Here is a 24,389-nt window from a genome sequence, read left to right as displayed (position 1 = left end):
AAAGTGGTACAATTATGAAGGTTTTGTTGCACTGGCTGCAGCAAGCAGGATTCCGCATGATTTGCAGCGAAAGAATTCTTCGTTTGATGCGGGACTCGCGTACGAGCCGCAAGTTCTGATTCAAATAGTAAGCTATAACTGATAGGAGGATTTTGCTAAATGAATATCCATGAGTACCAAGGCAAACAAGTACTAAAGCAATATGGGGTTGCCGTACCTGAAGGAAAAGTTGCTTTTACAGTCGATGAAGCAGTTGAGGCAGCTAAGCAGCTCGGAACTTCCGTAGTTGTAGTTAAAGCACAAATTCATGCAGGCGGACGCGGTAAAGCAGGTGGCGTTAAAATTGCCAAAAACCTGGACGAAGTCCGTACATACGCACAGGAAATTTTGGGTAAGGTTCTTGTAACTCACCAAACAGGTCCTGAAGGTAAAGAAGTAAAGCGCCTGTTAATTGAACAAGGCTGCGATATTAAGAAAGAATACTACATCGGTGTCGTTGTAGACCGTGGAACAGGGCGTGTAGTAATGATGGCGTCTGAAGAAGGCGGTACGGAGATTGAGGAAGTTGCTGAGCATTCTCCTGAGAAAATTTTCAAAGAAGTGATCGATCCTGCGATTGGTTTGCAAGCATTCCAAGCACGCAAGCTGGCCTATGCCATTAACATACCGTCTGAATTAGTAAATAAAGCAGTTAAGTTTATGATTGCCTTGTATACAGCGTTTGTTGAAAAAGATTGCTCCATTGCAGAAATCAATCCTCTTGTTGTAACAGGCAGCGGGGATGTTATGGCTTTGGATGCGAAGTTGAACTTTGATTCCAACGCATTGTACCGTCACAAAGACATTCTTGAGCTTCGTGATTTGGAAGAAGAAGATGCAAAGGAAATTCAAGCTTCCAAGTATGATTTGAGCTACATCGCACTTGATGGAAACATCGGTTGCTTGGTTAACGGCGCAGGTCTTGCTATGGCAACTATGGATATTATTAAATATTACGGTGGCGACCCGGCCAACTTCCTTGATGTAGGGGGCGGTGCTACAGCGGAGAAAGTAACCGAGGCTTTTAAAATTATTCTTTCTGACGAGGCTGTAAAAGGTATTTTCGTTAACATTTTCGGCGGCATCATGAAATGTGACGTAATTGCTAACGGAGTAGTTGAAGCTGCTAAACAAGTGGGCTTAAGCCGTCCTTTGGTTGTCCGTCTGGAAGGCACGAATGTTGACCTCGGCAAGAAGATTTTGAATGAGTCCGGTTTAAATATTGTGGCAGCCGATTCAATGGCGGATGGAGCACAAAAGATTGTTGCTCTTGTATCGTAATTCGTACCATTGTACTAAACTCCACGACTTCTTCGTGAAAAAAATCAAGGGATGTGACCAAATCAAATGAGTATTTTAATTAATAAAGATACAAAAGTAATTACACAAGGGATCACAGGTTCCGTGGGCATGTTCCACACTAAGGGTGGTTTGGAATACGGTACGCAAATGGTTGGCGGTGTAACTCCAGGTAAAGGCGGAACCAATATCGATATTACTTTGGATAATGGCTCCGTAGTTTCCTTGCCGGTTTTCAACACAGTAGCACAAGCCAAAGAAGCAACCGGTGCGACTGTATCCGTTATTTATGTTCCACCAGCTTTCGCGGCTGATGCTATTATGGAAGCAGTAGATGCTGAGCTTGATCTGACGATTTGTATAACTGAAGGCATTCCAGTACTGGATATGGTTAAAGTGTCTCGTTACATGGAAGGTAAGAAAACTCGTTTGATCGGACCGAACTGCCCGGGTCTTATTACACCAGGTGAAATTAAAATCGGAATCATGCCGGGGTATATCCATACTCCTGGTCATGTAGGCGTAGTATCCCGTAGCGGAACATTGACCTATGAAGCCGTTCATCAATTGACGACCCGCGGCATTGGACAATCCTCTGCTGTAGGTATTGGTGGAGACCCGGTGAAGGGCTCTGAGTTTATTGATATTTTGACACTGTTTAATGAAGACCCAGATACTTACGCGGTTATTATGATCGGCGAAATCGGCGGTACTGCTGAAGAAGAAGCTGCCGAGTGGATTGCTGCTAATATGAAAAAGCCGGTTGTAGGCTTCATTGGCGGACAAACAGCTCCTCCAGGCAAACGTATGGGCCATGCTGGCGCGATTATTTCCGGTGGTAAAGGTACAGCAGCAGAGAAAGTATCTACATTGGAACGCTGCGGTATCAAGGTTGCTCCTACACCTTCTGAAATGGGCTCCACTCTTGTGAGTGTTTTGGAAGAAAAAGGTCTCTTGGACAAATGTATCACTAAAAAATAAATGAAGTAGATAGGCAAGCAGCCTTCTATTCCTGATAAGGGAGTAGAGGGCTTTTTTTCGTTCGTATCGGTCAAAAGTTGTTCTCAATGAAGGAGTGATATATACTAATGAACAATACAAACATTTTAATAGCTCTTCATCACATTGAAAATATAGGCTGGAAAACCATTCAAAGAATTGTTAACCACTTTCCAGAACTATCCGAAATGTTGCATTTGCAAGCTGCTGATTGGCAGGCATTGGGTTTGACTCCTTCTCGTGCAGTTGAATTAGCGAGGAATCTTTATGAGCTCACGCCTAAAAAAATGGAAATCCTGCTGGAAGGATATAATAGTAAGGGAATCGGTATCGTTACTTACTTCGATGAGGAGTATCCGACTCTTCTTAAGGAGACTGCACAACCGCCGTGGGTTTTATATTATCGGGGGAATCCGCATCTAATGAAACGCCCGTGCATTGCAGTCGTTGGGACTCGAACGCCGACAGTCTATGGGCGCAAAACGACTGAACAGCTGTCGGAAGCGCTGTCAGCATCGCAGCTATGTATTGTCAGCGGAATGGCTAGAGGAATCGATAGTGCCGCACATGAAGCTGCTCTCCGGGAGAGCGGAGGCACCATCGCCGTTCTGGGCTGCAGCATTGAGCATGTTTATCCTCCTGAGAACAAGCTGCTGTATCAGCTTATTGCCGACAAAGGCTTAATTATAAGCGAATATCCTTTGCAAACTAAACCGCATCCAGGATTATTTCCACAGCGGAATCGGATTATTGCAGGTTTAAGTCTTGGTGTGCTTGTAGTAGAGGCCGCTCTTCGCAGCGGATCACTAATTACAGTAGATCAGGCTTTGGAAGAATCACGTGACGTCTTTGCTGTACCGGGGCCCATCTCTTCACCGAAAAGTCAAGGTACTATAGCGTTGATAAAACAAGGTGCCAAGTTAGTCAGCGACGTTCAAGATATTTTGGAGGAATACACACATCGGATACCGGATGTTCAATCCGCATATAGTAAGCGTGTAGTGGAAATCAAGCCCGGCTTATCGACTGATGAGCAATTTATTGTAAATTTACTGCAAAATCAAGCCCTATCTATTGATGAGCTGTTAGCCAAAAGTCAATTTACCTTTGGACATTTGCACGCAGTTCTGTTAAATTTACTATTGACAAAGCGAGTAGAGCAGTTATCTGGGTCCATCTACGCTTTAAATTGAAATACTTAAGTGAGAACCTGCAGAAAATTGAGTAGAAGCAAAGGCAGCATGAGATATGATAGCCAGCTTCATTCTCACTACAAGTGAGGATTTCACTATATCTTATAATCGAGGGGGGAAGAACGGCTATGGCAGATTCTCTAGTCATTGTTGAGTCACCCGCAAAAGCGAAAACCATTGGCAAGTATTTAGGCAGCAAATTTATTGTCAAGGCATCGATGGGCCATATTCGCGATCTTCCGAAGAGCCAAATTGGTGTTGAAATAAAAAAGAATTTTGAACCTAAATACATAACCATTCGTGGTAAAGGCTCTATACTGAAGGAATTGAAAGATGCCCGCAAAAAAGTGAAAAAAGTTTATCTGGCGGCTGACCCGGATCGCGAAGGGGAAGCAATAGCTTGGCATTTGGCTCATTATTTGGAGCTGGATGAAACCGAGACATGTCGGGTTGTATTTAATGAGATAACGAAGCAGGCTGTCAAGGATGCTTTCAAAACGCCTCGTAAAATCAATCTCGATCTTGTAAACGCCCAACAAGCGCGTCGTATTCTTGACCGGTTAGTAGGTTATAAAATAAGCCCGTTATTATGGAAAAAGGTTAAAAAGGGCTTATCAGCCGGACGTGTACAGTCAGTAGCCGTTAAATTGATTTATGACCGCGAGAATGAAATAAAAGCGTTTGTTCCCGAAGAATACTGGTCAATAACGGCCAGGCTTCTGGCAGGAACTACAGAATTTGAAGCCAAGTTTCACAGCTTCAAAGGCGAGAAGAAGGAGCTTAGCAACCAGCAGGAAGTCAATGAAATATTAGCTGGTGTAGAAAAAGCGGTCTTTACTATTAATGAAGTAAAAGAAAAGGAACGGCAGCGCAATCCTTCGCCTCCGTTCATCACAAGCTCGCTGCAGCAGGAAGCCGCTCGTAAGCTGAACTTCCGTGCATCCAAAACGATGTCCGTTGCTCAGCAGTTATATGAAGGTATTGATTTGGGAAGCGAAGGGACGGTAGGTTTAATTACTTACATGCGTACCGACTCTACCCGGATTTCACCGGTAGCTCAGGAAGAGGCTAAAGAGTTTATCACTCAAAAGTATGGTGACGCTTATTATCCCGAGACCCCGCGGGTATATCTGAAAAAAGCGGCTAATGCACAGGATGCTCACGAAGCGATTCGACCCAGTTCGGTGCTGCGGGAGCCAGATCAAATCAAAGAGCATTTAAGCCGCGATCAATTGCGTTTGTATAAGCTGGTATGGGAGCGCTTTGTAGCGAGTCAGATGTCCTCTGCAGTGCTAGATACCATGACCGTGGATATAACAGCAGGTGATTCCATATTCAGGGCAGTTGGATCGAAAATGAAATTCCCTGGCTTTATGAAAGTTTATGTTGAAGGGAATGACGATGGTACAACAGAGGAAGATAAGCTGCTGCCGCCTATGAAGCCTGGTGAGAAGGTTAAGAAAAAGCAGATTGATCCCAAGCAGCATTTCACTCAGCCTCCGCCGCGTTATACCGAGGCAAGGTTGGTTCGCGCTCTGGAAGAGATGGGAATTGGCCGTCCGAGTACGTATGCGCCTACCTTGGAGACGATTCAAAAGCGCGGTTATGTAGCTATCGACGAGAAGAAATTTATTCCGACTGAGCTTGGAGAGCTGGTAATCCAGCAAATGATTGAGTATTTCCCTGAAATTCTTGACGTTGAGTTCACAGCGCAAATGGAGGGCGAGCTCGACCAGGTTGAGGAAGGCAAAGAGGATTGGGTCAAAGTACTTGCAACCTTCTATGAATCTTTTGAGAAAAGGCTCGAGGTTGCCGAAGAAGAAATGGAAAAGATAGAGATTCAAGATGAGGTATCTGATGAAATCTGCGAAAAATGCGGACGTCATTTGGTATATAAAATGGGACGTTTCGGTAAGTTTCTGGCCTGTTCCGGTTTCCCGGATTGCCGCAACACGAAGCCTATCGTCAAAGATATCGGTGTTACCTGTCCGAACTGTAAGGAAGGGAAAATCATCGAGCGTCGCAGTAAAAAAGGACGAATCTTTTATGGCTGCGACCAATATCCAGGCTGTGATTTTGTATCCTGGGATAAGCCGGTTGAGCAGCCTTGTCCGAAATGTGGTTCTATGATGATTGAGAAGAGGAACAAGAACGGCACCTTCCATCAATGCATCCAATGTGATTTCAAAGAAGAACAGCAAGAGAAAGAGTAAAGATTCAGGAGGAAATGATTTTGTCAGAGACATCAAAAGTTACCGTAATTGGAGCAGGCTTGGCCGGCAGTGAAGCTGCATGGCAAATTGCAAGTCAAGGAGTGCCTGTAATTTTATATGAAATGCGTCCGGTGAAGAAGACACCGGCGCATATTTCCGATCAATTTGCCGAGCTGGTATGCAGCAATTCACTGCGCTCTAATGGTTTAGCCAATGCTGTCGGCGTATTAAAAGAAGAAATGCGGATGTTGAATTCATTAATTCTTCAATCCGCGGACAAGCATGCTGTACCTGCCGGCGGCGCATTAGCTGTTGACCGTGACGGATTTTCAGCGGAAGTAACATCCAAGCTCAGAAATCATCCTTTAATAGAAGTACGGAATGCTGAGCTGGAGTCTTTGCCTGACGGCATAACGGTTGTTGCTACCGGACCCTTAACCTCGCCTTCACTTTCCTCTCATCTAAAGGAGCTTATGGGAGAGGAATATTTATATTTCTATGATGCGGCGGCACCGATCGTAGAGAAAGACTCGATAGATATGAGTAAAGTATACTTAGCTTCTCGATACGACAAGGGAGAAGCAGCCTATTTGAATTGTCCGATGACAGAGGAAGAATTTAATATTTTCCATGATGCGCTCGTATCGGCGGAAGTGGCTCCCATCAAGGAATTTGAGAAAGAAATTTATTTTGATGGCTGTATGCCGATTGAAGTCATGTCCAAGAGGGGCAAACAAACGGCGCTGTTCGGCCCAATGAAGCCGGTAGGTCTTATCAATCCCCATACTAATGAACTCCCTTACGCTGTGGTTCAGCTTCGTCAAGACAATGCAGCAGGTACCTTATATAATTTAGTAGGTTTCCAAACTCATTTGAAATGGGGAGAACAAAAGCGGGTCTTTTCATTGATACCAGGATTGGAAAATGCAGAATTCGTTCGTTATGGTGTTATGCATCGTAATACATTTATTAATTCACCCAAGCTTTTGAAACCGACTTATCAATTTGTAAATCGGGACAATCTGTTTTTTGCAGGTCAGATGACAGGTGTAGAAGGTTATGTAGAATCAGCTGCATCAGGCTTAATTGCCGGACTGAACGCAGCGCGCTTTGCAAAGGGTCAGGAATGCATAGTATTTCCGGAGGATACGACTCTTGGAAGTATGGCTCATTATATAACGACAGCCGATTTCAAACATTTTCAGCCGATGAACGCGAATTTTGGATTGTTCCCGCCATTAGGTGAAAAAATTAAAAACAAGAAGCTTAAAAATGAAAAAATAGCTTTGCGTGCAATTGAGAAAATTCAGAATTTTTCGCAAAACGAATACAATTCCACTTGTAAGTAAAAGCTGTATTATGTTACGATAATGTTGTTTTGATAACATCTTTTATTGGTATTCAGCAGAGCCTTTGTTGAATGGTTTGATAGGAGCGCTGCTGTTTATTCTTTAATAGTCATATATCATGTAAATCCAACCTCTGCATCGCGGCTGCCCTGTTAGTGCGTCTCGAACGAGGTTTTTCTATTGAATGACTGTTTTGTTTTGGGAGTACTATCTTTGGAGGTAGGTTGGAATGGAGCAAGCTTTTCATGCAACAACGATTTTTGCTATTCGGCATCAGGGCAAAGGTGCTATTGCAGGGGATGGCCAGGTTACTTTCGGCAACAGTATGGTAATGAAGTCACAAGCTAAAAAAGTGAGAAGACTGTACCGCGGGAAGGTAATAGCAGGCTTTGCAGGCTCTGTAGCAGATGCAATAACGCTTTTTGAGAAGTTCGAAGCCAAGCTTGAGGAGCATCAAGGCAATTTGCAGCGTGCAGCTGTAGAGCTTGCCAAGGATTGGCGGTCTGATCGTGTTCTAAGAAGATTGGAAGCTATGATGATAGTTATGGATACTTACAATGTGCTGCTAATTTCAGGCAATGGAGAAATAATTGAACCCGACGATGGAATTCTTGCTATCGGTTCGGGGGGGAGCTTTGCCTTATCAGCCGGAAGAGCGCTTCATCGCTATGCATCGCATATGAGTGCCAAAGAAATCGCACAAGCGGCTTTGACAATGGCAGCCGAAATATGTGTGTTTACCAATCACAATATTATAGTAGAAGAAATCGAGTGAATGAGGAGGTACTCTCTTGAAGCATATGGCTCTTACACCCAGAGAGATTGTCACCCAGCTGGATAAATATATTATCGGTCAAAAAAATGCCAAGAAGTCAGTAGCGGTTGCGCTTCGCAATCGTTACCGCCGCAGCCAACTGGACGAAGCAATTCGAGATGAGATCGTTCCTAAAAATATTTTAATGATTGGACCAACCGGTGTTGGAAAAACAGAAATCGCTAGACGGCTAGCCAAGCTGGTGAATGCTCCTTTTATTAAGGTTGAAGCGACCAAGTTTACGGAAGTAGGCTATGTCGGCCGTGATGTGGAAGCTATGGTGCGTGATTTGGTGGAAACCTCAATCCGCATGGTTAAGGTGGAGTGGGCGGATAAGTTGAAGGATAGAGCCGCTCAGCTTGCTGACGAACGGATTGTTGCACTGCTTGTACCAGGACCTTCCAAGCAGAAGTCTCAACGTAATCCATTAGAAATGCTGTTCGGTAACAATTCTGCCAATGAACCGCAGGAACAGGAGAATGACCCTTATCTGACGACACGGCGTCAGGAGGTTAAAGAGCAGCTGGCCAAAGGCGAGCTGGAGCAGAAGATCATCGAGATTGAGGTGGAGGACAGCACACCTACTGTACTCGATATGATGTCGGGTCAAGGCAACGAGCAGACCGGCATGAATATGCAGGAGTTGTTTGGCAGCCTGATGCCTAAGAAATTGAAGAAACGTAAGCTTCCAGTTAAAGAAGCGCGTAAAGTGCTGATTCAAGAAGAAGCCCATAAGCTGCTGGATATGGATGAGGTCATTGAAGAGGCCGTCCTCCGAGCTGAGCAGCTGGGAATCATTTTTATAGATGAAATTGATAAGATTTGCAGCTCCGGCCGCGGAGGTGGACCCGATGTATCCCGTGAAGGTGTGCAGCGAGATATTCTGCCTATTGTGGAGGGCTCAACAGTCATTACGAAATACGGTCCGGTGAAAACCGATTATATTTTATTTATTGCTGCAGGAGCTTTTCATATAGCAAAGCCTTCAGACCTAATTCCTGAGCTTCAAGGAAGATTCCCAATTCGGGTGGAATTAAGCAGCCTGACTCAGCAGGACTTTATGCTCATTCTAAAAGAGCCTAAATATGCTTTGACTAAGCAATATACAGCTTTGCTGGAAACTGAGGGCATTCAGGTTCAATTTTCAGATGAAGCCATAGAGGAAATTGCGAAAATTGCAGCAGAAGTAAACCAAAATACCGATAACATCGGAGCAAGACGATTGCACACAATCCTTGAGAAGCTGCTTGAGGATTTATCATTCGAAGCACCTGAAATTACGCTGGAGCAGATTATGATTACTCCTGAGTATGTGAGGGAAAAGCTTTCGGATATCGTGCAAAACCGAGACTTGAGTCAATATATCTTATAACATAAGAATTTATAAGTTTTCAGCGTAGCTGAACAATTCTTATGTTTCAAGAAAACTTACATCTGAATCGCGGTCGCTCATCCTGAAAGGCCTCGATAGAGGTTTTCTTATAACATAAGAATTATAAGTTTTTAGCTTCATCGAAAGGCTTCGAATATTTTTTATAAAAGTTTAATAAACCGTAGGTCGCACTGGGAGGCAGTACCATGACATTGTTGGAAAAGACTAGAAGGTTAAATAAATTATTGCAAAAGGAAGCCGGTAACTCGGTAAGCTTTAAGAACATGGCAGAGGTTTTAAGTGATATATTGCGTGCAGATATATTTGTTGTAAGCCGTAAGGGAAAGGTGCTTGGGAGGGCGGTTTCAACAACGGAGCAGCATTCAGAGTTGCTTGAAACGATCCTGCAAGAAAACCGATTTTCCGTAGAATATAACCAACTGTTGTTGAAGGTTGAGGAAACCTCATCCAATATGGATGCCAAAAACGATCATCATTTGTTTGGTGACCATTTGCCGGAGGAAGCTATTTCCATTACCATTGTCCCTGTTATAGGTGGTGGAGAAAGGTTAGGTACATTGATATTAACTAAGCGGGACGGTGCATTTATTGATGACGATCTGATTCTGGCCGAATACGGATCAACGGTCGTCGCGATGGAGATTTTAAGGGAAAAGACGGAGCAAATTGAAATTGAAGCACGAAGCAAGGCTGTAGTTCAAGTGGCGGTTGGATCTTTATCCTTTAGTGAATTAGAAGCTGTAGAACATATTTTCGAACAGCTTGAGGGATCGGAAGGTTTACTGGTAGCGAGTAAAATAGCAGATCGTGTCGGAATTACGAGGTCGGTTATTGTCAACGCCATGCGTAAATTAGAGAGTGCAGGAGTCATTGAAACACGGTCGCTCGGCATGAAAGGAACCTACATTAGAGTACTAAATGATCAACTAATACAAGGTATCCAAAGTATTAAATTATAGTGAATGTCTTATTCTAAGCCCTATATTACAAATATAGGGCTTTTTTCATATTGTAATTCTTTCTTTATTTATTCAATATAGATATAGTCCAGATTTACTAAAAAAAAGTTAGAAAATTCTCCTTACATATCAATATTTTTTTCGCTTAAATTGTCGAAGAAAGGAGGATAATGCAAACAACTTGTTGAATAGTACATTCAAACATCACACAAAAGGCAGGGAGATCCAGTGGATATACTCAATAAACCGGCATTTAATCAAATGGAACGATCTTTGAACGCCTCGACCATTCGTCAGCGTGTGATTGCTGATAATATTGCCAATGCGGATACTCCTTATTTTAAAAGATCCGAAGTTCAGTTTGAGGAATTACTGCAAAATGAGTTAAATGGTTCATCCATCCAAGGATACAGAACCGACCCAAGACATTTTGTTATCGGACGTCCTGCTAAACCAGAGGCTCAAATAGTTAAAGATGGCTTGTCCACGATTAACAATAATTTGAACAACGTGGATATGGACTATGAAATGTCTCTATTGGCAAAGAATCAGCTTCGGTATAATGTCATGGTTCAACAAGTCAGCAGTGAAATCAAAAAAGCCAGAACAGCCATTGAAGGGAGATAGCGTTAGATGAAGCTTACTAATGGTTTTGACATCAGTTCTTCCGCATTAACGGCACAGCGATTTCGAATGGATGTAATTTCTTCCAACATTGCTAACGCTGATTCGACTAGGGCAAGGCTGGTCAATGGAAAATGGATGCCATACCAAAGAAAATTAGTTACAGTTGAGGCAAAACAGCCATCGTTTCAGCAGACGCTTAGAAATGCGCAAGCAGAAACGGCTGGAGAAGGGGTTAGAGTAACGAAGGTCATTGAAGATACTTCTCCCTTTAAGCAGGTTTACAATCCTACGCATCCTGATGCAGACGAGAATGGATTTATTATGATGCCAAATGTTGATGTGCTTAAAGAAATGGTGGATATGATCTCAGCATCTCGTTCATACGAAGCTAACGTTACCGCTTTAAATGCTTCGAAATCACTTGTGACGAAGGCTTTGGAAATAGGAAGATAAGCGAATCGTGAAGAGGAGGTTTAATGATGATAGACAAGTTGGGGTTGCAGCCTTTACAAGGAGTGTTACAACCTGTTGCATCTAAAAGCTTGAGCGCTTCAGAAGTAACGGATCAATTCGGAAATTTTTTGACTGATGCTATGAATAAGCTGAATCAACAACAGCAAAGTGTTGATAAACTCAATGATCAGTTTGTGAAGGGTGAAATTTCGGATGTGCATCAGCTAATGATCGCAACGGAGAAAGCTTCCTTAGGTTTACAGCTGACGGTTCAAGTTCGAAATAAAGTAATCGATGCATATCAAGAAATTATGAGAATGCAAGTGTAATTGATCTGTTGAGTCGTAGCTACGGTCTTTGGATGGGGTGGAATAGTGAACGAGAATATAGTCCAATATTGGAACCGTGTGAAGCAATATTGGAGTCAATTTAGTAAAGCTCAAAAAATTACTTTTGTTTCAACATTAGTGCTTGTAATATTGACTATTGCTATAATAAGCTACAATTTTTCAAAGACTGAATATGCACTGGCATATACGAATTTGCAGCCAACGGATGCTGCTTCGATTAAAAATTATTTGGATGGCGCTAAAATTCCTTATCAGCTTAGTGAGGATGGGAAAAGCATTGGTGTTCCAAGAAGTGAGGTTGCCAATGTCAAGCTTGCCGTTGAATCCCAGGGATTAAATAAGACAGGTAACGTCGGTTACGGTGCATTTAATCAGAGCAGTACTTTCGGGACTACAGACAAAGAGTTCAACATTAAATATGTAAATGCGGTTCAAGGTGAGCTGCAGCAATTAATTAATTCAAACAGTGCAGTAGGCAGCTCAAAGGTATTAATTAATTTGCCTGAAGAGAGCGTGTTTCTGGCCAAGGGGTCTGAGAAGGCGAAGGCTAGCGCATCCGTTGTGCTTAACTTGAAGCAAGGCTATACATTGGATCAAGCCAAAGTGGATACCATGTACAATCTAGTATCTCATAGCGTAAAAGATTTACCTATAGAAAATATTACAATTTCCGATCAGAACGGTGAGCTGCTTGAGTATTCTAAAGGAAAAGGCAAGGTTTCAAGCGCTAATCTAGCAACTCAGAATTTTGAAATTAACAATCAATTCAAAAATGATATTCAAAAGAATATTCAGCAAATGCTGGGTGCTATTCTTGGAAAAGACAAGGTTATCGTTCAAGTTTTCTCAACTATGAATTTTGATCAAACCAACTCGAAGCAGCAACTGGTAACAGCACCGAATGCGGTTGATCAAAAAGGTTTGGAAATTTCTGTACAGGAAATTCAAAAAAACTATAATAGTGACGGAGGCGCCGCAGCGGCAGGTGTTCCCGGTACAGGACAAACGGATGTTCCAGGATATCCGGGCAGTACTAACAATGGGAAATCTCAGTCAGAAGAGCTTCAAAAAACGGTGAACTATGAGGTTAACCGAATTACTAACGATATAGTAGCAACACCATACGTTGTTAAAGATTTAACCATTAATGTCGGAGTTGAACCACCTAACCCGGCCGATCCTAATTCTTTGACACAGGAAACAAAGGATGCGGTGCAACAAATATTAGTAAATGTGGTCAGAGCTGCGTTGGCAGATAACAAGCCACCGGTAGCAGAGGCAGACCTTGCTAAAAAAGTAACCGTTTTTGCACATTCGTTTGCGAGACCGCAAACCGAAGCTCCAAGCTCGAATCAGCTATTGATTTACGGAGGTTTAGGCGGACTTGCATTGGCACTCCTCGTTATTGGCGGTTTCATGCTTATGCGTAGACGCAAAGCCCAACAAGAGGCTGAGAATGAACTGGCTGCTGAACCTGCAACGGTTGAGTTTCCGACTATTGATATTGATAATGTGACTAACGATAACCAAATACGCAAACAGCTTGAAACATTGGCGAAAAGAAAGCCGGAAGAATTTGTCAATCTGCTGCGTACTTGGCTAGTAGATGAATAGAGAGGTGTACTTTGTTGGCAAAAGTTCAGCAACAAGGATTAACAGGGCGTCAGAAAGCAGCCATATTGTTAATCAGTTTAGGCCCCGAAGTGTCGGCTCAAATATTCAAGCATCTACGCGATGAAGAAATCGAACAATTAACTTTGGAAATCGCAAATGTAAGAAAAGTCGATAATATTGAGAAAGAATCTATCTTGGCTGAGTTTCACCAAATATGTGTGGCTCAGGAGTTCATCTCTCAAGGTGGTATTGCTTACGCAAAGGATATATTGGAAAAAGCTCTAGGCTCCCAAAAAGCGTTGGACATTATCAATCGGTTAACAGCAACATTGCAGGTTAGGCCGTTTGACTTTGCAAGAAAAGCTGATCCTGCACAAATTCTCAACTTTATTCAAAATGAGAATTCACAAACGATCGCACTAGTATTGGCTTACTTGCAACCGGAACAGTCGTCCATTATTCTTTCCTCGCTCCCACAGGAGAAACAGGCAGACGTTGCAAAGCGGATTGCATTGATGGATAGCACTTCTCCAGAAGTTATCAGCCAGGTTGAACGAGTATTAGAACAGAAGCTATCAGCGACTGTAACACAAGACTACACAAATGCTGGTGGTATAGCTGCTATCGTTCAAATATTGAATGGTGTTGACCGTGGTACAGAACGTACCATTCTGGATTCCTTGGAAATTCAGGATCCTGAATTGGCTGAAGAAATCAAGAAAAGAATGTTTGTATTTGAAGATATTGTCAATATTGACAATCGTTCGATTCAACGTATTATTCGTGACATTGAGAATGCAGATTTGCAGCTAGCGCTTAAAGTTGCCAGTGAAGAAGTACGCGAAGCGATATTTAAAAATATGTCGAAGCGGATGGCTGAAACGTTCAGAGAAGAGATGGAATTCATGGGTCCTGTACGTTTGCGTGATGTTGAAGAGGCGCAAACACGTATCGTGGCCACTATCCGGCGACTAGAAGAGGCCGGCGAAATTATCATCGCTCGCGGTGGAGGAGATGATATTATTGTCTAATGTCATCAAGTTTACTCAATACATAGCTTTAGACGATAAAAAAGTCGTAGAAGTTGCGGTTAAACCTGAATTAAATGCAGTTCAAGATGATTCAAGTGAAGCCGGTAACCCGCATTTGGAAGAGCTTAATGAAGCCATACAAATTAAAGAGCAAATATTACAAGACGCTGAAGCTTTTGCTGAAGAACAGGTAAAGGCAGCAATGGAAGAAGCGGCAGCAATTAGACAGCAAGTTCAAGCAGAATCAGAGCTCTGGTGGAACGAACAAAGACAGCGGGATCTGGACCTGCAAAATCAACTTAAAGATGAAGGCTTCCAACAGGGCTATCAAGACGGACTTAAGCAATCAGAAGCGGAGCTTCGCGAACAATACGATGGAATGCTTCAGGAAGCTTCCCAGATATTGGATCAGGCTTATATTTTGAAGCAGCAGATCATTCAGGAGTCTGAGCCGTTCCTCATAGAATTAAGCTGCTCGATTGCAGAAAAAATCGTAGAACGTCAGCTAACTATTGAATCGGAATGGATCGTTGAACTTGTTCAAAAGGTGCTATCGAGAAGAAGAGAGAAAGGGATTATTACACTTTGTGTAGCTCCTGTTCATTTCTCTAATATTCAAGATGCAAGGGAAGAACTGCTGCTGCACATCGATTCTCAAGCGGAGCTGCAAATTATTCCCGATCCTTCGGTTCACGATCAAGGCTGTGTGGTCCGTTCATCATTTGGAAGCATAGACGCGAGAATTGATACACAGCTTAAGGAAATCAAAAATGCTTTGCAGCATCTAGCCGTCAGAAATGAGGGAAACTAGATGAGTCAAATACCGAATGCTTCCAAATACATTGAGCATCTTAGACAGATAGACCCAATCCGTGTTAATGGAAAGGTCACACAAGTCATAGGGCTGACAGTTGAATCTGAGGGTCCTGATGCAAGCATTGGCGATGTATGTTACATATATCCACTTAAATCCAATCAGCCGCTTAAGGCGGAAGTTGTAGGCTTTAAAAATAACAAAGTGTTGCTTATGCCATTGGGAGAGCTTCATGCGATTGGGCCTGGCTGCGATGTCGTAGGAACAGGGAAGCCTCTTACCGTACAGGTTGGCCATGAGCTGCTTGGTAAAGTTTTAGATGGCCTGGGACAGCCGTTGGATGGTACGTTTCTTCCTTCTAGAATGACTCAATATTCAACAAACAATGCGCCCGGCAATCCATTGAAGAGGCCGCGTGTATTGGAGCCAATTAGTGTAGGAGTACGATGCATTGACGGACTGCTTACAATCGGCAAAGGTCAGCGGGTTGGTATCTTTGCAGGCTCAGGCGTTGGTAAAAGTACACTTATGGGTATGATCGCTAGAAATACCTCGGCTGATGTAAATGTTATCGCTCTAATCGGTGAACGTGGCCGCGAAGTACTTGACTTCATAGAACGTGATCTGGGTCCGGAGGGCCTTGCAAGATCTGTCGTTATTGTTGCCACATCTGATCAACCTGCATTGATTCGTATTAAGGGAGCCTTGATCGCTACCAGCATTGCAGAGTATTTCAGGGATCGTGGACTTAATGTGATGATGATGATGGACTCGGTAACTCGTTTCGCTATGGCACAACGTGAAGTTGGACTAGCTGTAGGTGAGCCTCCTGCGACACGAGGATATACCCCTTCAGTCTTTGCCATGCTTCCTAAGCTTTTGGAACGCTCAGGCACTGGGCCTAAGGGTTCCATTACCGCGTTCTATACCGTACTAGTGGATGGCGATGACATGAATGAGCCAATTGCAGACGCAGTACGAGGTATATTGGACGGCCATATTGTTCTGGACCGGAGTATTGCGAATCGCGGTCACTATCCAGCAATTGATGTACTGTCCAGTGTAAGTCGTGTAATGAAGGAAATTGTATCCTCTGAACATTTGCTCGCTGCAGAACAATTGAAACGATTATTATCTGTCTATAAAGATTCGGAAGATCTTATAAATATAGGGGCGTATCAAAAAGGTTCGAATCCTGAAATTGATCTTTCCTTGGAATACATTCAATCAATTTGGGATTACACGAAGCAAAGAGTGACAGATAAGATGACTTATAGTGATGCACGGGAAAGATTAATCCAAGAATTCCAAAAAGGATGAGGGATGAGAACAAATTATGAGATTCCGTTATGCTTTTCAGAAAATTGTTGATCTAAAAACAAATGAGAAAACACAAGCGGAGTGGATGCTCTCCGAAGCTATAGGCAGGGTAAGGGAAGAGGAGTCATCTTTGACAGAGCTGCATACGGAAAAAGATGATCTTCATGATCAATTACATACTGTTTCTTCGAATAAAGCGACAATCTCACAAATATTGATGCTGCAGCAATTTGTTGATCACATCGATCAGAAAATTGTAACTAAGAACAAAGACCTTCAGCAAGCACAGCAGGTAATGCTTACCAAGCAGGAGGTACTGAATGGTAAAATGCTGGAAGAAAAAATTTGGTGCAAAGCCAAAGATAGAGCTCAGCAGCGTTTCACTGCAACGGCCCTTAAGAAAGAACAAGAGCAGCTAGATGAAATGGCAACCACCCGGTTTCGGAGATTGTCATAGAGCTTAAACGTACAAGGAGGTGAGTTTTGTGGCAGATGTGGATGTTGAGAATAACTCCTCGTATGGCGCAATGGAACGGTTTTTAATTTGGTTCTTGATCCCTTTTGTATTCACTGCCGTACTGCTGGGCGTGTTGTTGACTATATTTGATTACGATGTAATGAATAATGTTCTGCGTGCAGCTAACAAGATACCGATAGTTAATACAGTTCTCCCCGCTCCGAAAGATAAATCAGCTGAGTCTAAGCCATCCGATAAGACGGCGCAGCAACAGGCGGCTTCGGCCCCTGCAGCGGAAGAAACGGCTCAAGCACTCAATTCGAAACTGGAGCAAAAAGATCAGGAGCTGAAGAAAACAGATACTCTTGTTCAACAGAGGGACCAAACCATCAAAGAGCTTCAGCTTAAAAACAGTACTTTGGAAGAGCAAATGAAATCAAAAACACAAAATGATGACGAATATACCGAAAAAATTCAACAGCTATCTTCCATGTATGCGAAAATGTCGCCTTCCAAAGCAGCACCCATCATGGAAAATTTAACTACGGCCGAGATGGTGCTCGTTCTTAGCATGATGAAAGTAGATGATCGCGTAAAGGTTCTTGAGAAGATGAATCCTAAAAAGGCTGCTGACGCCTCGATTTTGTTGAAGGATCTCACAACAACAAAGGACAAGCAAATCGCTGCTCTTCAGGAACGATTAAAGCAGGTATCGACTCCAGATCCAAATGCCAGTCAAAAGCTCAGCAAGGACGATCTTGGAGCTACCTTCTCCAACATGACTCCCAAAAGCGCTGCATCCGTACTTCTGGAGATACAAAACACCAATCCCGAGAAGGTGATCTCTATTTTAAGCTCTATGGATAGTGCAGGGCGTTCAAAAATTATTACGGCTATTTCAGAGCTATCTAAAGAAACTGCGGCACTTATCTCAACTCGTCTAGCACAATAATATCGAAAGGAGGTGAAAAATAAAAATGGAAATTCAAGCGCAAGTATCAGTGAATCCAACAGCTTCGGCCTCATCGAATGCTTCGAACAACGCTAACGGAAGTACATCTGCAGCACCCGTATTATCCGGTCAAGCCAAGACAGGCTTCTCTGCAACTTTGAACAGCATGCTGGCTGGTGAAGCTGATGTGAGTCAAGGGGACTCACAAATCTCGTTAGTTGGTTTAAATGTGCTGGCTCAGTTAATGGCTGCTCTAAAAGAAGATTCAACCGTGTTACCGGAACAGGGCTTGGGAGATTCTTTGAAGCAATTGGATGATCTTATTAACCTCATGGACTCTGATACTGATTTTGCTTCAGCCTTTATGGATGATCCTGGTGTGCAAGCTTGGCTCGCACAAATTCAAGCACTTTTACAGCTCCAAACCCCAATTGCTTTAAGCGTGACTCCAACTCAAACAAATGAGACGGGTGAAGCTACAGTTAATGAAGCGGTTCAGCCTTCCAATGGGAATGCTCAGAATTCTAGGTTGAATCCGTTGCTGTTTGTTCCTTTGGAGACATCGTCTACTGACAATGAAACTGCTCAGACAGTACCGGTTACCGATTTGAAGCCTGTTACCAAAGCTGAAGCACATAAATTGCTGGAAAGCTTTAAAAATCTTTTGCAATCAAACCGTGACCAGAATTCCAATCTTTTGACCGGGAATACATTGCAAAAAATAGTAGCTGATCTTCAGCAAGTATTAGCGCCATTAGTTGCCGCTCCTGCTGTTAGTGATAATTCAAAGGATTCGGTTACGGACAGTGAAGTAGCTACACAGCTATTCCCTAATCAAACGAATGATCGGTCATCAGGAGTATCGACTGTTACCAATCCAATTAAAAGAGATACCACTTTTCAAGTGAATGTAACGGCTGTTAATCCTAAATTGGAATTTCTGGCAGCTAGAGTATTGCCTCCCAAGACAACGGTAGAAGAAGTGGTAAATGATGCACCATTATTTGAGCCGTTGCAGGAAATGGTAGTTGATACAACTGCTGACAACAGTGTCATGCCTATGCATGAATTTCTGAAGCAGGTTCAAAGCGGAGAACAATTAACGAAGACCCCGGTATTGCTGATGCACTCGCATAGCTTTACGGAAGATATGACTGATTTTGTTAAAGCTTTTACACTGGATGCAAGAGCGGATGGGATTACAGAAGCGAAGCTTTCCTTATACCCGCAGCACTTGGGTCAAGTAGATGTGAAGCTGACGATCCACAACGGTCAATTGATTGCACAGTTTATGGCTGACAGCTTGACTGGCAAAGAAATGCTGGAAAGTCAATTGAGTCAACTCAGAGCTACATTGCAAAGTCAGGGCATTCAGGTAGACAAGCTGGAAGTAACACAAAGCCAATCCTTCCAATCCGGGATGTTCCAGGAACAACGGCAGCAGCAATCCCAGCAGTCCAATAAGCAGCAAAAGGGTAACGGCACGAATAAAGCTTTATCCTTGGATGAAGAATTGGCTCAGGCAGCTGCAAAAACTGCACCGGTTTCAAATCGTCTTGGACAAACTTCTATCGATACTACGGCATAAGCCCTAACTCGGCTTTTACGAATGATTAGGAGGTGAACAAATGTCTGATTCAATAGTAAGTACCAGGAATGTGTATCCTTATTACTCTAAGACGAACATCCAAAATTCAGGTACTGTAAAAAAAGAGGATGCTGGCAAGCTGGGCAAGGATGAGTTTTTGAAAATTCTGATGACTCAGCTTAAAAATCAAGATCCTATGGAGCCTCTCCAGGATAAAGAATTTATTGCACAAATGGCTCAATTTACGTCTGTTGAGCAGTTAACCAATATGAATACCGAGATGAAGAATCTCCGTCAAACTTTGGGATTTGCCTCCGGCTTGATCGGAAAAGAAATTTCCTGGACTAATGTTACAAGTGACAGCAATAACCCAATTATTAAAAAAGGAATTGTTAGTTCGATCGTAGTGAAGGCTGATGGGCAATATGCTGTGATTGATGGTGAGCAAATCGGTTTGAATCGAATCACAGAAATTGCCAATTCGGAGGTTAAGCCATGACCGAACGGATTTCTGTAGGCCAGCTATATCCAGGAAGTTTAAGAACTCAGCAGTTAAAGAGAAACGATGCTCCAGCCCCGGCTAAGGAAGGAACGTTTCAGAATGTACTGCAAAATGAGTTGGTCCGTTTTAGTCATCATGCAGAGCAGAGGCTGCGTCAGAGAGGGATCGAGTTTCAGCCCGAGCAATTGGCCAAAATTCAATCTGCTATTGATAAAGCCGCGTCCAAAGGCGCCAAGGATTCTCTAATGCTGATCAACGATACCGCACTTATTGTGAATATTAAGAACAGGACTGTAGTAACCGCGCTTGATGAAGCGTCGATGAAAGATAACTTGTTCACTCAAATTGACAGTGCGGTCATTATTTCGTAACAGTAGGGCCGGACCTTTTAAGGAAGCCCCTGGTTGTGGATCGACCGAAGCAACCTAATCATATAACTCAATGGGAGGCAACATTCTATGTTAAGATCTCTATACTCTGGAGTTTCCGGTATGAGAGGGTTTCAAACCAAATTGGATGTGATCGGTAATAATATCGCCAACGTTAACACAGTTGGTTTTAAAGCCGGACGCGTTATGTTTAAGGATATTCTTAGCCAAACGGTTGCAGGTGTTACTCCCTCTGTAGATGGAACCAAAGGTGGAGTCAACTCAAAGCAAATCGGTCTTGGTGTGTCGATCAGTTCTATTGACACTATCCATACACCAGGTAGTGCAATGACTACAAATGTACCGACCGACTTGCGATTAGACGGGGATGGGTTCTTCCTTGTTAGTGATACTCCTGGTACAGGCGAACCTTTCTTGACTCGCGCAGGGAACTTTTCATTTGACGCCAACAATCAGCTTGTTACCTCAGATGGTATGTTTGTTCTTAGCTCGGATAATGCAATCATCGATCTGGACAATTTGGGAGCTGGCGGACCTGTAACTGCTTATTCCATCTCCAATTCAGGTGAGATCATTACGGTTGATAGCACTGGAACGACTACTAGCTCGGGTGTCTTTATCGGTATTGGTAAGGTTTCTAATCCTTCTGGTCTGGAAAAGGTTGGAGGTAATTTATACCGTCAATCTCCAAACTCCAATGATGCAGGAGCACCTGTTTCCGGAGCGATTCTTACAGCTAATGATCCGGTTAACGGAACAGGAGCAATCGTCGCAGGCCAACTGGAAATGTCCAATGTTGATTTGACAGGTGAATTTACAGAAATGATTGTGGCTCAACGTGCTTTCCAAGCTAACTCACGGATTATTACTACTTCTGACCAAATCTTGCAAGAAGTTGTTAATTTGAAACAATAATAGAAATGATGGGGGAGCCTAACCTCTCCCTCTAATTTTTATAAAACGGAGGCTAGTCATGATTCGACTAACACGGCTCAATGGGAGGATAATTACAATCAATGCTCTGCTGATTGAAAGTATCGAGGAAACCCCTGATACTATGATTACATTAATTACAAGTAAAAAAATTACCGTATTAGAGCCAGAAAAAGATGTGGTCCAGCTAGTGACCCAATATATGAAATCAATCGGTGCGGTTGCCGGAACAATTAAGAGTTTGGATTCGGAGGGGTTGTAGTTGTTTAAAAGTAAAATCTTCTTGCTAGTGGTGGCAATTCTTATTGCTATAACCTTAATATTAACAGCGGCTTTCATATTATTGGAATATTTAGACAAAAAACCAATCTCTGATCCTCAAGAGCTCGCACAAAATTCGGCAAAAGAAGTAAAGCCGGCCAAAAAGCTTTCCCCTGAAGAAACTAAGGCCAGCACTGTAATTTTAAAAGATATATTGACGAATCTTGCAACCAATAATAGGTTCATTAAAGCAAGCTTCGCTATTGAATTGGAAAATACGAAGGCCAAGGATGAATTTGAAAAGCTGGATTTCAAAATGAAAGCCATTATCGTACAAACGCTCTCCGATATGACACCAGAGCAGGTACAAGGCAGCAAAGGCTTGGATAATCTAACTTCGGCCCTTATGAATAAAATGAACCCATTGCTCTCCTCCGGGAAAATCAAGCAAATTTGGATTACAGACAGTGTTCTTCAATAATAATGGGTCTTAAAGGAAATTGCATGAAGGAGGTGACGAGATGGTTGATGTGCTTTCGCAAAATGAGATAGACGCCTTGTTGGCCGCGTTATCCTCCGGTGAGATGGATGCAGAGGAGCTAAAGAAGGAAGATACCCAGAAAAAAGTCAGAGCTTACGATTTTAAAAGGGCGGTTCGTTTTTCAAAGGACCATATTCGAAGCTTAACTAGAATTCATGAAAATTTCGCGCGCTATTTAACGACATATTTTTCGGCACAATTACGAACATTTGTGCAAATAAATGTGGTACAAGTCGAACAATTGCCTTATGATGAATTTATCCGCTCCATTCCAAAAATGACCATACTTAATATTTTTGAAGCAGAGCCTCTGGAAGGAAGAATGGTGCTCGAAGTTCATCCTAACGTAGCGTTCGCCATGTTGGACCGTTTGCTTGGCGGAGCAGGAACTTCACCTACCAAAATCAATGCGCTGACTGAGATTGAGACTATTGTAATGGAACGAATATTCAGCAGAGCGTTCGAGAGCCTCCAGGAAGCTTGGAAAACAGTCATTGATCTTTCTCCTCGTTTGGAAGCATTGGAAACCAATCCGCAGTTTATGCAGATTGTTTCTCCTAATGAGACGATTGCCTTAATATCCTTAAGCACTAAAATTGGGGATACGACGGGTATGATCAATTTATGTATTCCGCACGTGGTTATTGAACCAATTATGCCAAGGTTGTCTGTCCATCATTGGTTTGTATCGCAAAAGAAAACTAGCGCACCCGAAGAAGTAATGGCGCTGCAATCCAGATTACATAAGGCCAAAGTTCCTATTATAGCCGAATTAGGCGAATCCCAAATATCAATCCGCGAGTTTTTGAACCTGAATGCTGGCGATGTCATTGCATTGAACAAGCCGGTAGAAGATTTGTTGAACATCCGGATTGGAGAGAAATTGAAATATATAGGAACTCCAGGTACGAGTAGAGGAAAACTGGCTATTCAGATTACAGAGATTGTCACTGAGGAAGGAGCGGATGAGAATGACGAATAATAAAGATTATTTGTCTCAAGAAGAAATAGATGCATTGTTAAGACAGTCTTCCGGTGATAGTTTTGATAACGCGAGTGGAGAGGTTCATATCGATGACTATTTATCTTCCCTGGAGCAGGACGCTCTTGGAGAGATAGGTAACATTACTTTTGGCAGTGCAGCAACAGCGTTATCCACATTGCTCGGTAAAAAAGTCGATATTACAACTCCCAAGGTTTCTGTTATTCCAAGAGAAGAATTAGTTCAAGAATTTCCTAAACCTCATGTGGCTGTTCATGTAAATTATGTAGACGGGTTTGATGGCATAAACTTGCTTGTAATTAAAACGCGTGACGCTCAAGTAATTGCCGACTTAATGATGGGTGGAGACGGTACGGGACAAAATATTGAATTGTCAGAAATTCATATTAGTGCTGTACAAGAAGCCATGAATCAAATGATGGGTTCTTCCGCAACATCGATGTCTACCATTTTTAACCGTTTTGTCAACATTTCTCCGCCTGGAATTGATATTTTAAATTTGGCTGAAGGAGAAGGGGCCAGTTCACTTCCTCCTGAGGACGTCTTTATTAAAATTTCTTTCCGGTTAACAATTGGAGATTTGATTGATTCCACAATCATGCAATTGCTGCCGGTTCCTTTTGCTAAGGATATGGTATCGATACTAATGGGAGGGGGAGACGTAGTTGAGGAAACCGCGGCGGCCGCAGCCCCTGCTGCTCCAACACCACCACCAGCGCCTGTTCAACAGCAGCCTGTAGCACCACCTATGCATGATCCATATGCACAGCCGATGTATCAGCAGCCGATGTATCAAGATCCATCTATGCAGCCACAGCAGCCGATGTACCAGCAACCTATGTATCCGCCACAGCAGCCGATGTATCAACAGCCTATGTATCCACCACAGCAACCGATGTATCAACAGCCTCCAGCGCCTGCGGCTTATGGTGCCGGTCCTGTAAGGGATGTTAACGTGCAGCCAGCCCAGTTCACAGGGTTTAATACAACTCAACTAACCCCTGCTGAGGATACTAACCTTAATCTATTGTTGGATATACCACTTAAGGTGACCGTAGAGCTAGGTAGAACACATAAGGTAATTAAGGATATACTTGAGCTTTCGCAAGGTTCCATTATCGAGCTGGACAAACTTGCCGGTGAGCCGGTTGACATTCTTGTCAACAATAAGCTGATCGCTAAAGGTGAGGTCGTCGTAATCGATGAGAACTTTGGGGTACGTGTAACTGATATAGTGAACCAGTGGGATCGAATTCAAAAATTACAATACTAACTAACCCCTAGGAGGACTGTTTA

Annotated in this window: 25 protein-coding genes; all 25 read left to right on the top strand. The window is 42.9% G+C overall.

Annotated elements, in window-relative coordinates; genetic code table 11:
• The first annotated feature begins 159 nt into the window (after positions 1–159).
• The 25 genes from sucC (at position 160) to fliY (ending at position 24,366) form a co-directional block, all read left to right on the top strand.
• On the top strand, positions 160–1,320 hold the full coding sequence (sucC, locus tag NV381_RS06375) for an ADP-forming succinate--CoA ligase subunit beta (protein WP_258212430.1): 1,161 nt from the start codon (positions 160–162) through the stop codon (positions 1,318–1,320).
• A gap of 66 nt (positions 1,321–1,386) precedes the next feature.
• Positions 1,387–2,319: a succinate--CoA ligase subunit alpha gene (sucD, locus tag NV381_RS06370; RefSeq protein WP_258212429.1), complete on the top strand. Its 933-nt coding sequence runs from the start codon at positions 1,387–1,389 to the stop codon at positions 2,317–2,319.
• A 107-nt stretch (positions 2,320–2,426) separates the two neighbouring features.
• On the top strand, positions 2,427–3,530 hold the full coding sequence (gene dprA, locus NV381_RS06365; RefSeq protein WP_258212428.1) for a DNA-processing protein DprA: 1,104 nt from the start codon (positions 2,427–2,429) through the stop codon (positions 3,528–3,530).
• 128 nt (positions 3,531–3,658) lie between these two features.
• Positions 3,659–5,743 carry a type I DNA topoisomerase gene (gene topA, locus NV381_RS06360; protein ID WP_258212427.1) on the top strand — a complete coding sequence of 695 codons (2,085 nt, stop codon included), beginning with the start codon at positions 3,659–3,661 and terminating at the stop codon, positions 5,741–5,743.
• 20 nt (positions 5,744–5,763) lie between these two features.
• Positions 5,764–7,092: an FADH(2)-oxidizing methylenetetrahydrofolate--tRNA-(uracil(54)-C(5))-methyltransferase TrmFO gene (trmFO, locus tag NV381_RS06355; protein ID WP_258212426.1), complete on the top strand. Its 1,329-nt coding sequence runs from the start codon at positions 5,764–5,766 to the stop codon at positions 7,090–7,092.
• 229 nt (positions 7,093–7,321) lie between these two features.
• Positions 7,322–7,867 (top strand): ATP-dependent protease subunit HslV, encoded by a 546-nt coding sequence (hslV, locus tag NV381_RS06350; RefSeq protein WP_258212425.1) that lies wholly within the window; start codon positions 7,322–7,324, stop codon positions 7,865–7,867.
• A gap of 25 nt (positions 7,868–7,892) precedes the next feature.
• The gene (gene hslU, locus NV381_RS06345) at positions 7,893–9,278 is read left to right on the top strand and encodes an ATP-dependent protease ATPase subunit HslU (RefSeq protein WP_258212496.1); all 1,386 of its coding nucleotides are present in this window, start codon (positions 7,893–7,895) and stop codon (positions 9,276–9,278) included.
• Positions 9,279–9,484: 206 nt separating this feature from the next.
• Positions 9,485–10,258 carry a GTP-sensing pleiotropic transcriptional regulator CodY gene (gene codY, locus NV381_RS06340; protein WP_258212424.1) on the top strand — a complete coding sequence of 258 codons (774 nt, stop codon included), beginning with the start codon at positions 9,485–9,487 and terminating at the stop codon, positions 10,256–10,258.
• A 228-nt stretch (positions 10,259–10,486) separates the two neighbouring features.
• Positions 10,487–10,885, top strand: coding sequence for a flagellar basal body rod protein FlgB (gene flgB / locus NV381_RS06335; protein ID WP_258212423.1), 399 nt, complete (start codon positions 10,487–10,489; stop codon positions 10,883–10,885).
• Positions 10,886–10,891: 6 nt separating this feature from the next.
• Positions 10,892–11,338: a flagellar basal body rod protein FlgC gene (flgC, locus tag NV381_RS06330; protein WP_258212422.1), complete on the top strand. Its 447-nt coding sequence runs from the start codon at positions 10,892–10,894 to the stop codon at positions 11,336–11,338.
• A 26-nt stretch (positions 11,339–11,364) separates the two neighbouring features.
• Positions 11,365–11,667 carry a flagellar hook-basal body complex protein FliE gene (gene fliE, locus NV381_RS06325; protein ID WP_258212421.1) on the top strand — a complete coding sequence of 101 codons (303 nt, stop codon included), beginning with the start codon at positions 11,365–11,367 and terminating at the stop codon, positions 11,665–11,667.
• A gap of 45 nt (positions 11,668–11,712) precedes the next feature.
• Positions 11,713–13,302 carry a flagellar basal-body MS-ring/collar protein FliF gene (gene fliF / locus NV381_RS06320; protein ID WP_258212420.1) on the top strand — a complete coding sequence of 530 codons (1,590 nt, stop codon included), beginning with the start codon at positions 11,713–11,715 and terminating at the stop codon, positions 13,300–13,302.
• A 14-nt stretch (positions 13,303–13,316) separates the two neighbouring features.
• Positions 13,317–14,333 carry a flagellar motor switch protein FliG gene (gene fliG / locus NV381_RS06315; protein WP_258212419.1) on the top strand — a complete coding sequence of 339 codons (1,017 nt, stop codon included), beginning with the start codon at positions 13,317–13,319 and terminating at the stop codon, positions 14,331–14,333.
• Complete coding sequence (locus NV381_RS06310) at positions 14,326–15,144, top strand: FliH/SctL family protein (protein WP_258212418.1); 819 nt, start codon at positions 14,326–14,328, stop codon at positions 15,142–15,144. The genes fliG and NV381_RS06310 overlap by 8 nt, the downstream gene beginning before the upstream one ends.
• Positions 15,145–16,467, top strand: coding sequence for a flagellar protein export ATPase FliI (gene fliI / locus NV381_RS06305; protein WP_258212417.1), 1,323 nt, complete (start codon positions 15,145–15,147; stop codon positions 16,465–16,467).
• A gap of 16 nt (positions 16,468–16,483) precedes the next feature.
• Entirely contained in the window at positions 16,484–16,924 is a 441-nt protein-coding gene (fliJ, locus tag NV381_RS06300; protein ID WP_258212416.1) for a flagellar export protein FliJ, read from the top strand.
• 28 nt (positions 16,925–16,952) lie between these two features.
• Complete coding sequence (locus tag NV381_RS06295; protein ID WP_258212415.1) at positions 16,953–17,876, top strand: MotE family protein; 924 nt, start codon at positions 16,953–16,955, stop codon at positions 17,874–17,876.
• A gap of 25 nt (positions 17,877–17,901) precedes the next feature.
• A complete protein-coding gene (locus NV381_RS06290; RefSeq protein WP_258212414.1) occupies positions 17,902–19,464 on the top strand; it encodes a flagellar hook-length control protein FliK in 1,563 nt (520 codons plus the stop codon).
• 40 nt (positions 19,465–19,504) lie between these two features.
• On the top strand, positions 19,505–19,963 hold the full coding sequence (locus NV381_RS06285; protein WP_258212413.1) for a flagellar hook capping FlgD N-terminal domain-containing protein: 459 nt from the start codon (positions 19,505–19,507) through the stop codon (positions 19,961–19,963).
• A complete protein-coding gene (locus tag NV381_RS06280) occupies positions 19,960–20,337 on the top strand; it encodes a TIGR02530 family flagellar biosynthesis protein (protein WP_258212412.1) in 378 nt (125 codons plus the stop codon). The genes NV381_RS06285 and NV381_RS06280 overlap by 4 nt, the downstream gene beginning before the upstream one ends.
• Before the next feature lie 87 nt (positions 20,338–20,424).
• Positions 20,425–21,270: a flagellar hook-basal body complex protein gene (locus tag NV381_RS06275; protein WP_258212411.1), complete on the top strand. Its 846-nt coding sequence runs from the start codon at positions 20,425–20,427 to the stop codon at positions 21,268–21,270.
• 58 nt (positions 21,271–21,328) lie between these two features.
• On the top strand, positions 21,329–21,550 hold the full coding sequence (locus NV381_RS06270) for a flagellar FlbD family protein (RefSeq protein ID WP_258212410.1): 222 nt from the start codon (positions 21,329–21,331) through the stop codon (positions 21,548–21,550).
• Positions 21,551–22,030 carry a flagellar basal body-associated FliL family protein gene (locus tag NV381_RS06265; RefSeq protein WP_258212409.1) on the top strand — a complete coding sequence of 160 codons (480 nt, stop codon included), beginning with the start codon at positions 21,551–21,553 and terminating at the stop codon, positions 22,028–22,030.
• Positions 22,031–22,070: 40 nt separating this feature from the next.
• Positions 22,071–23,072, top strand: coding sequence for a flagellar motor switch protein FliM (gene fliM / locus NV381_RS06260; protein ID WP_171651616.1), 1,002 nt, complete (start codon positions 22,071–22,073; stop codon positions 23,070–23,072).
• Positions 23,062–24,366: a flagellar motor switch phosphatase FliY gene (gene fliY, locus NV381_RS06255; RefSeq protein ID WP_258212408.1), complete on the top strand. Its 1,305-nt coding sequence runs from the start codon at positions 23,062–23,064 to the stop codon at positions 24,364–24,366. Before fliM ends, fliY begins: the two co-directional genes overlap by 11 nt.
• The last annotated feature ends 23 nt before the right edge of the window (positions 24,367–24,389 follow it).

Source organism: Paenibacillus radicis (ex Xue et al. 2023) (assembly GCF_024722015.1).
GTDB lineage: Bacteria > Bacillota > Bacilli > Paenibacillales > NBRC-103111 > Paenibacillus_S.
This window is presented reverse-complemented; position numbering and strand designations above follow the sequence as displayed.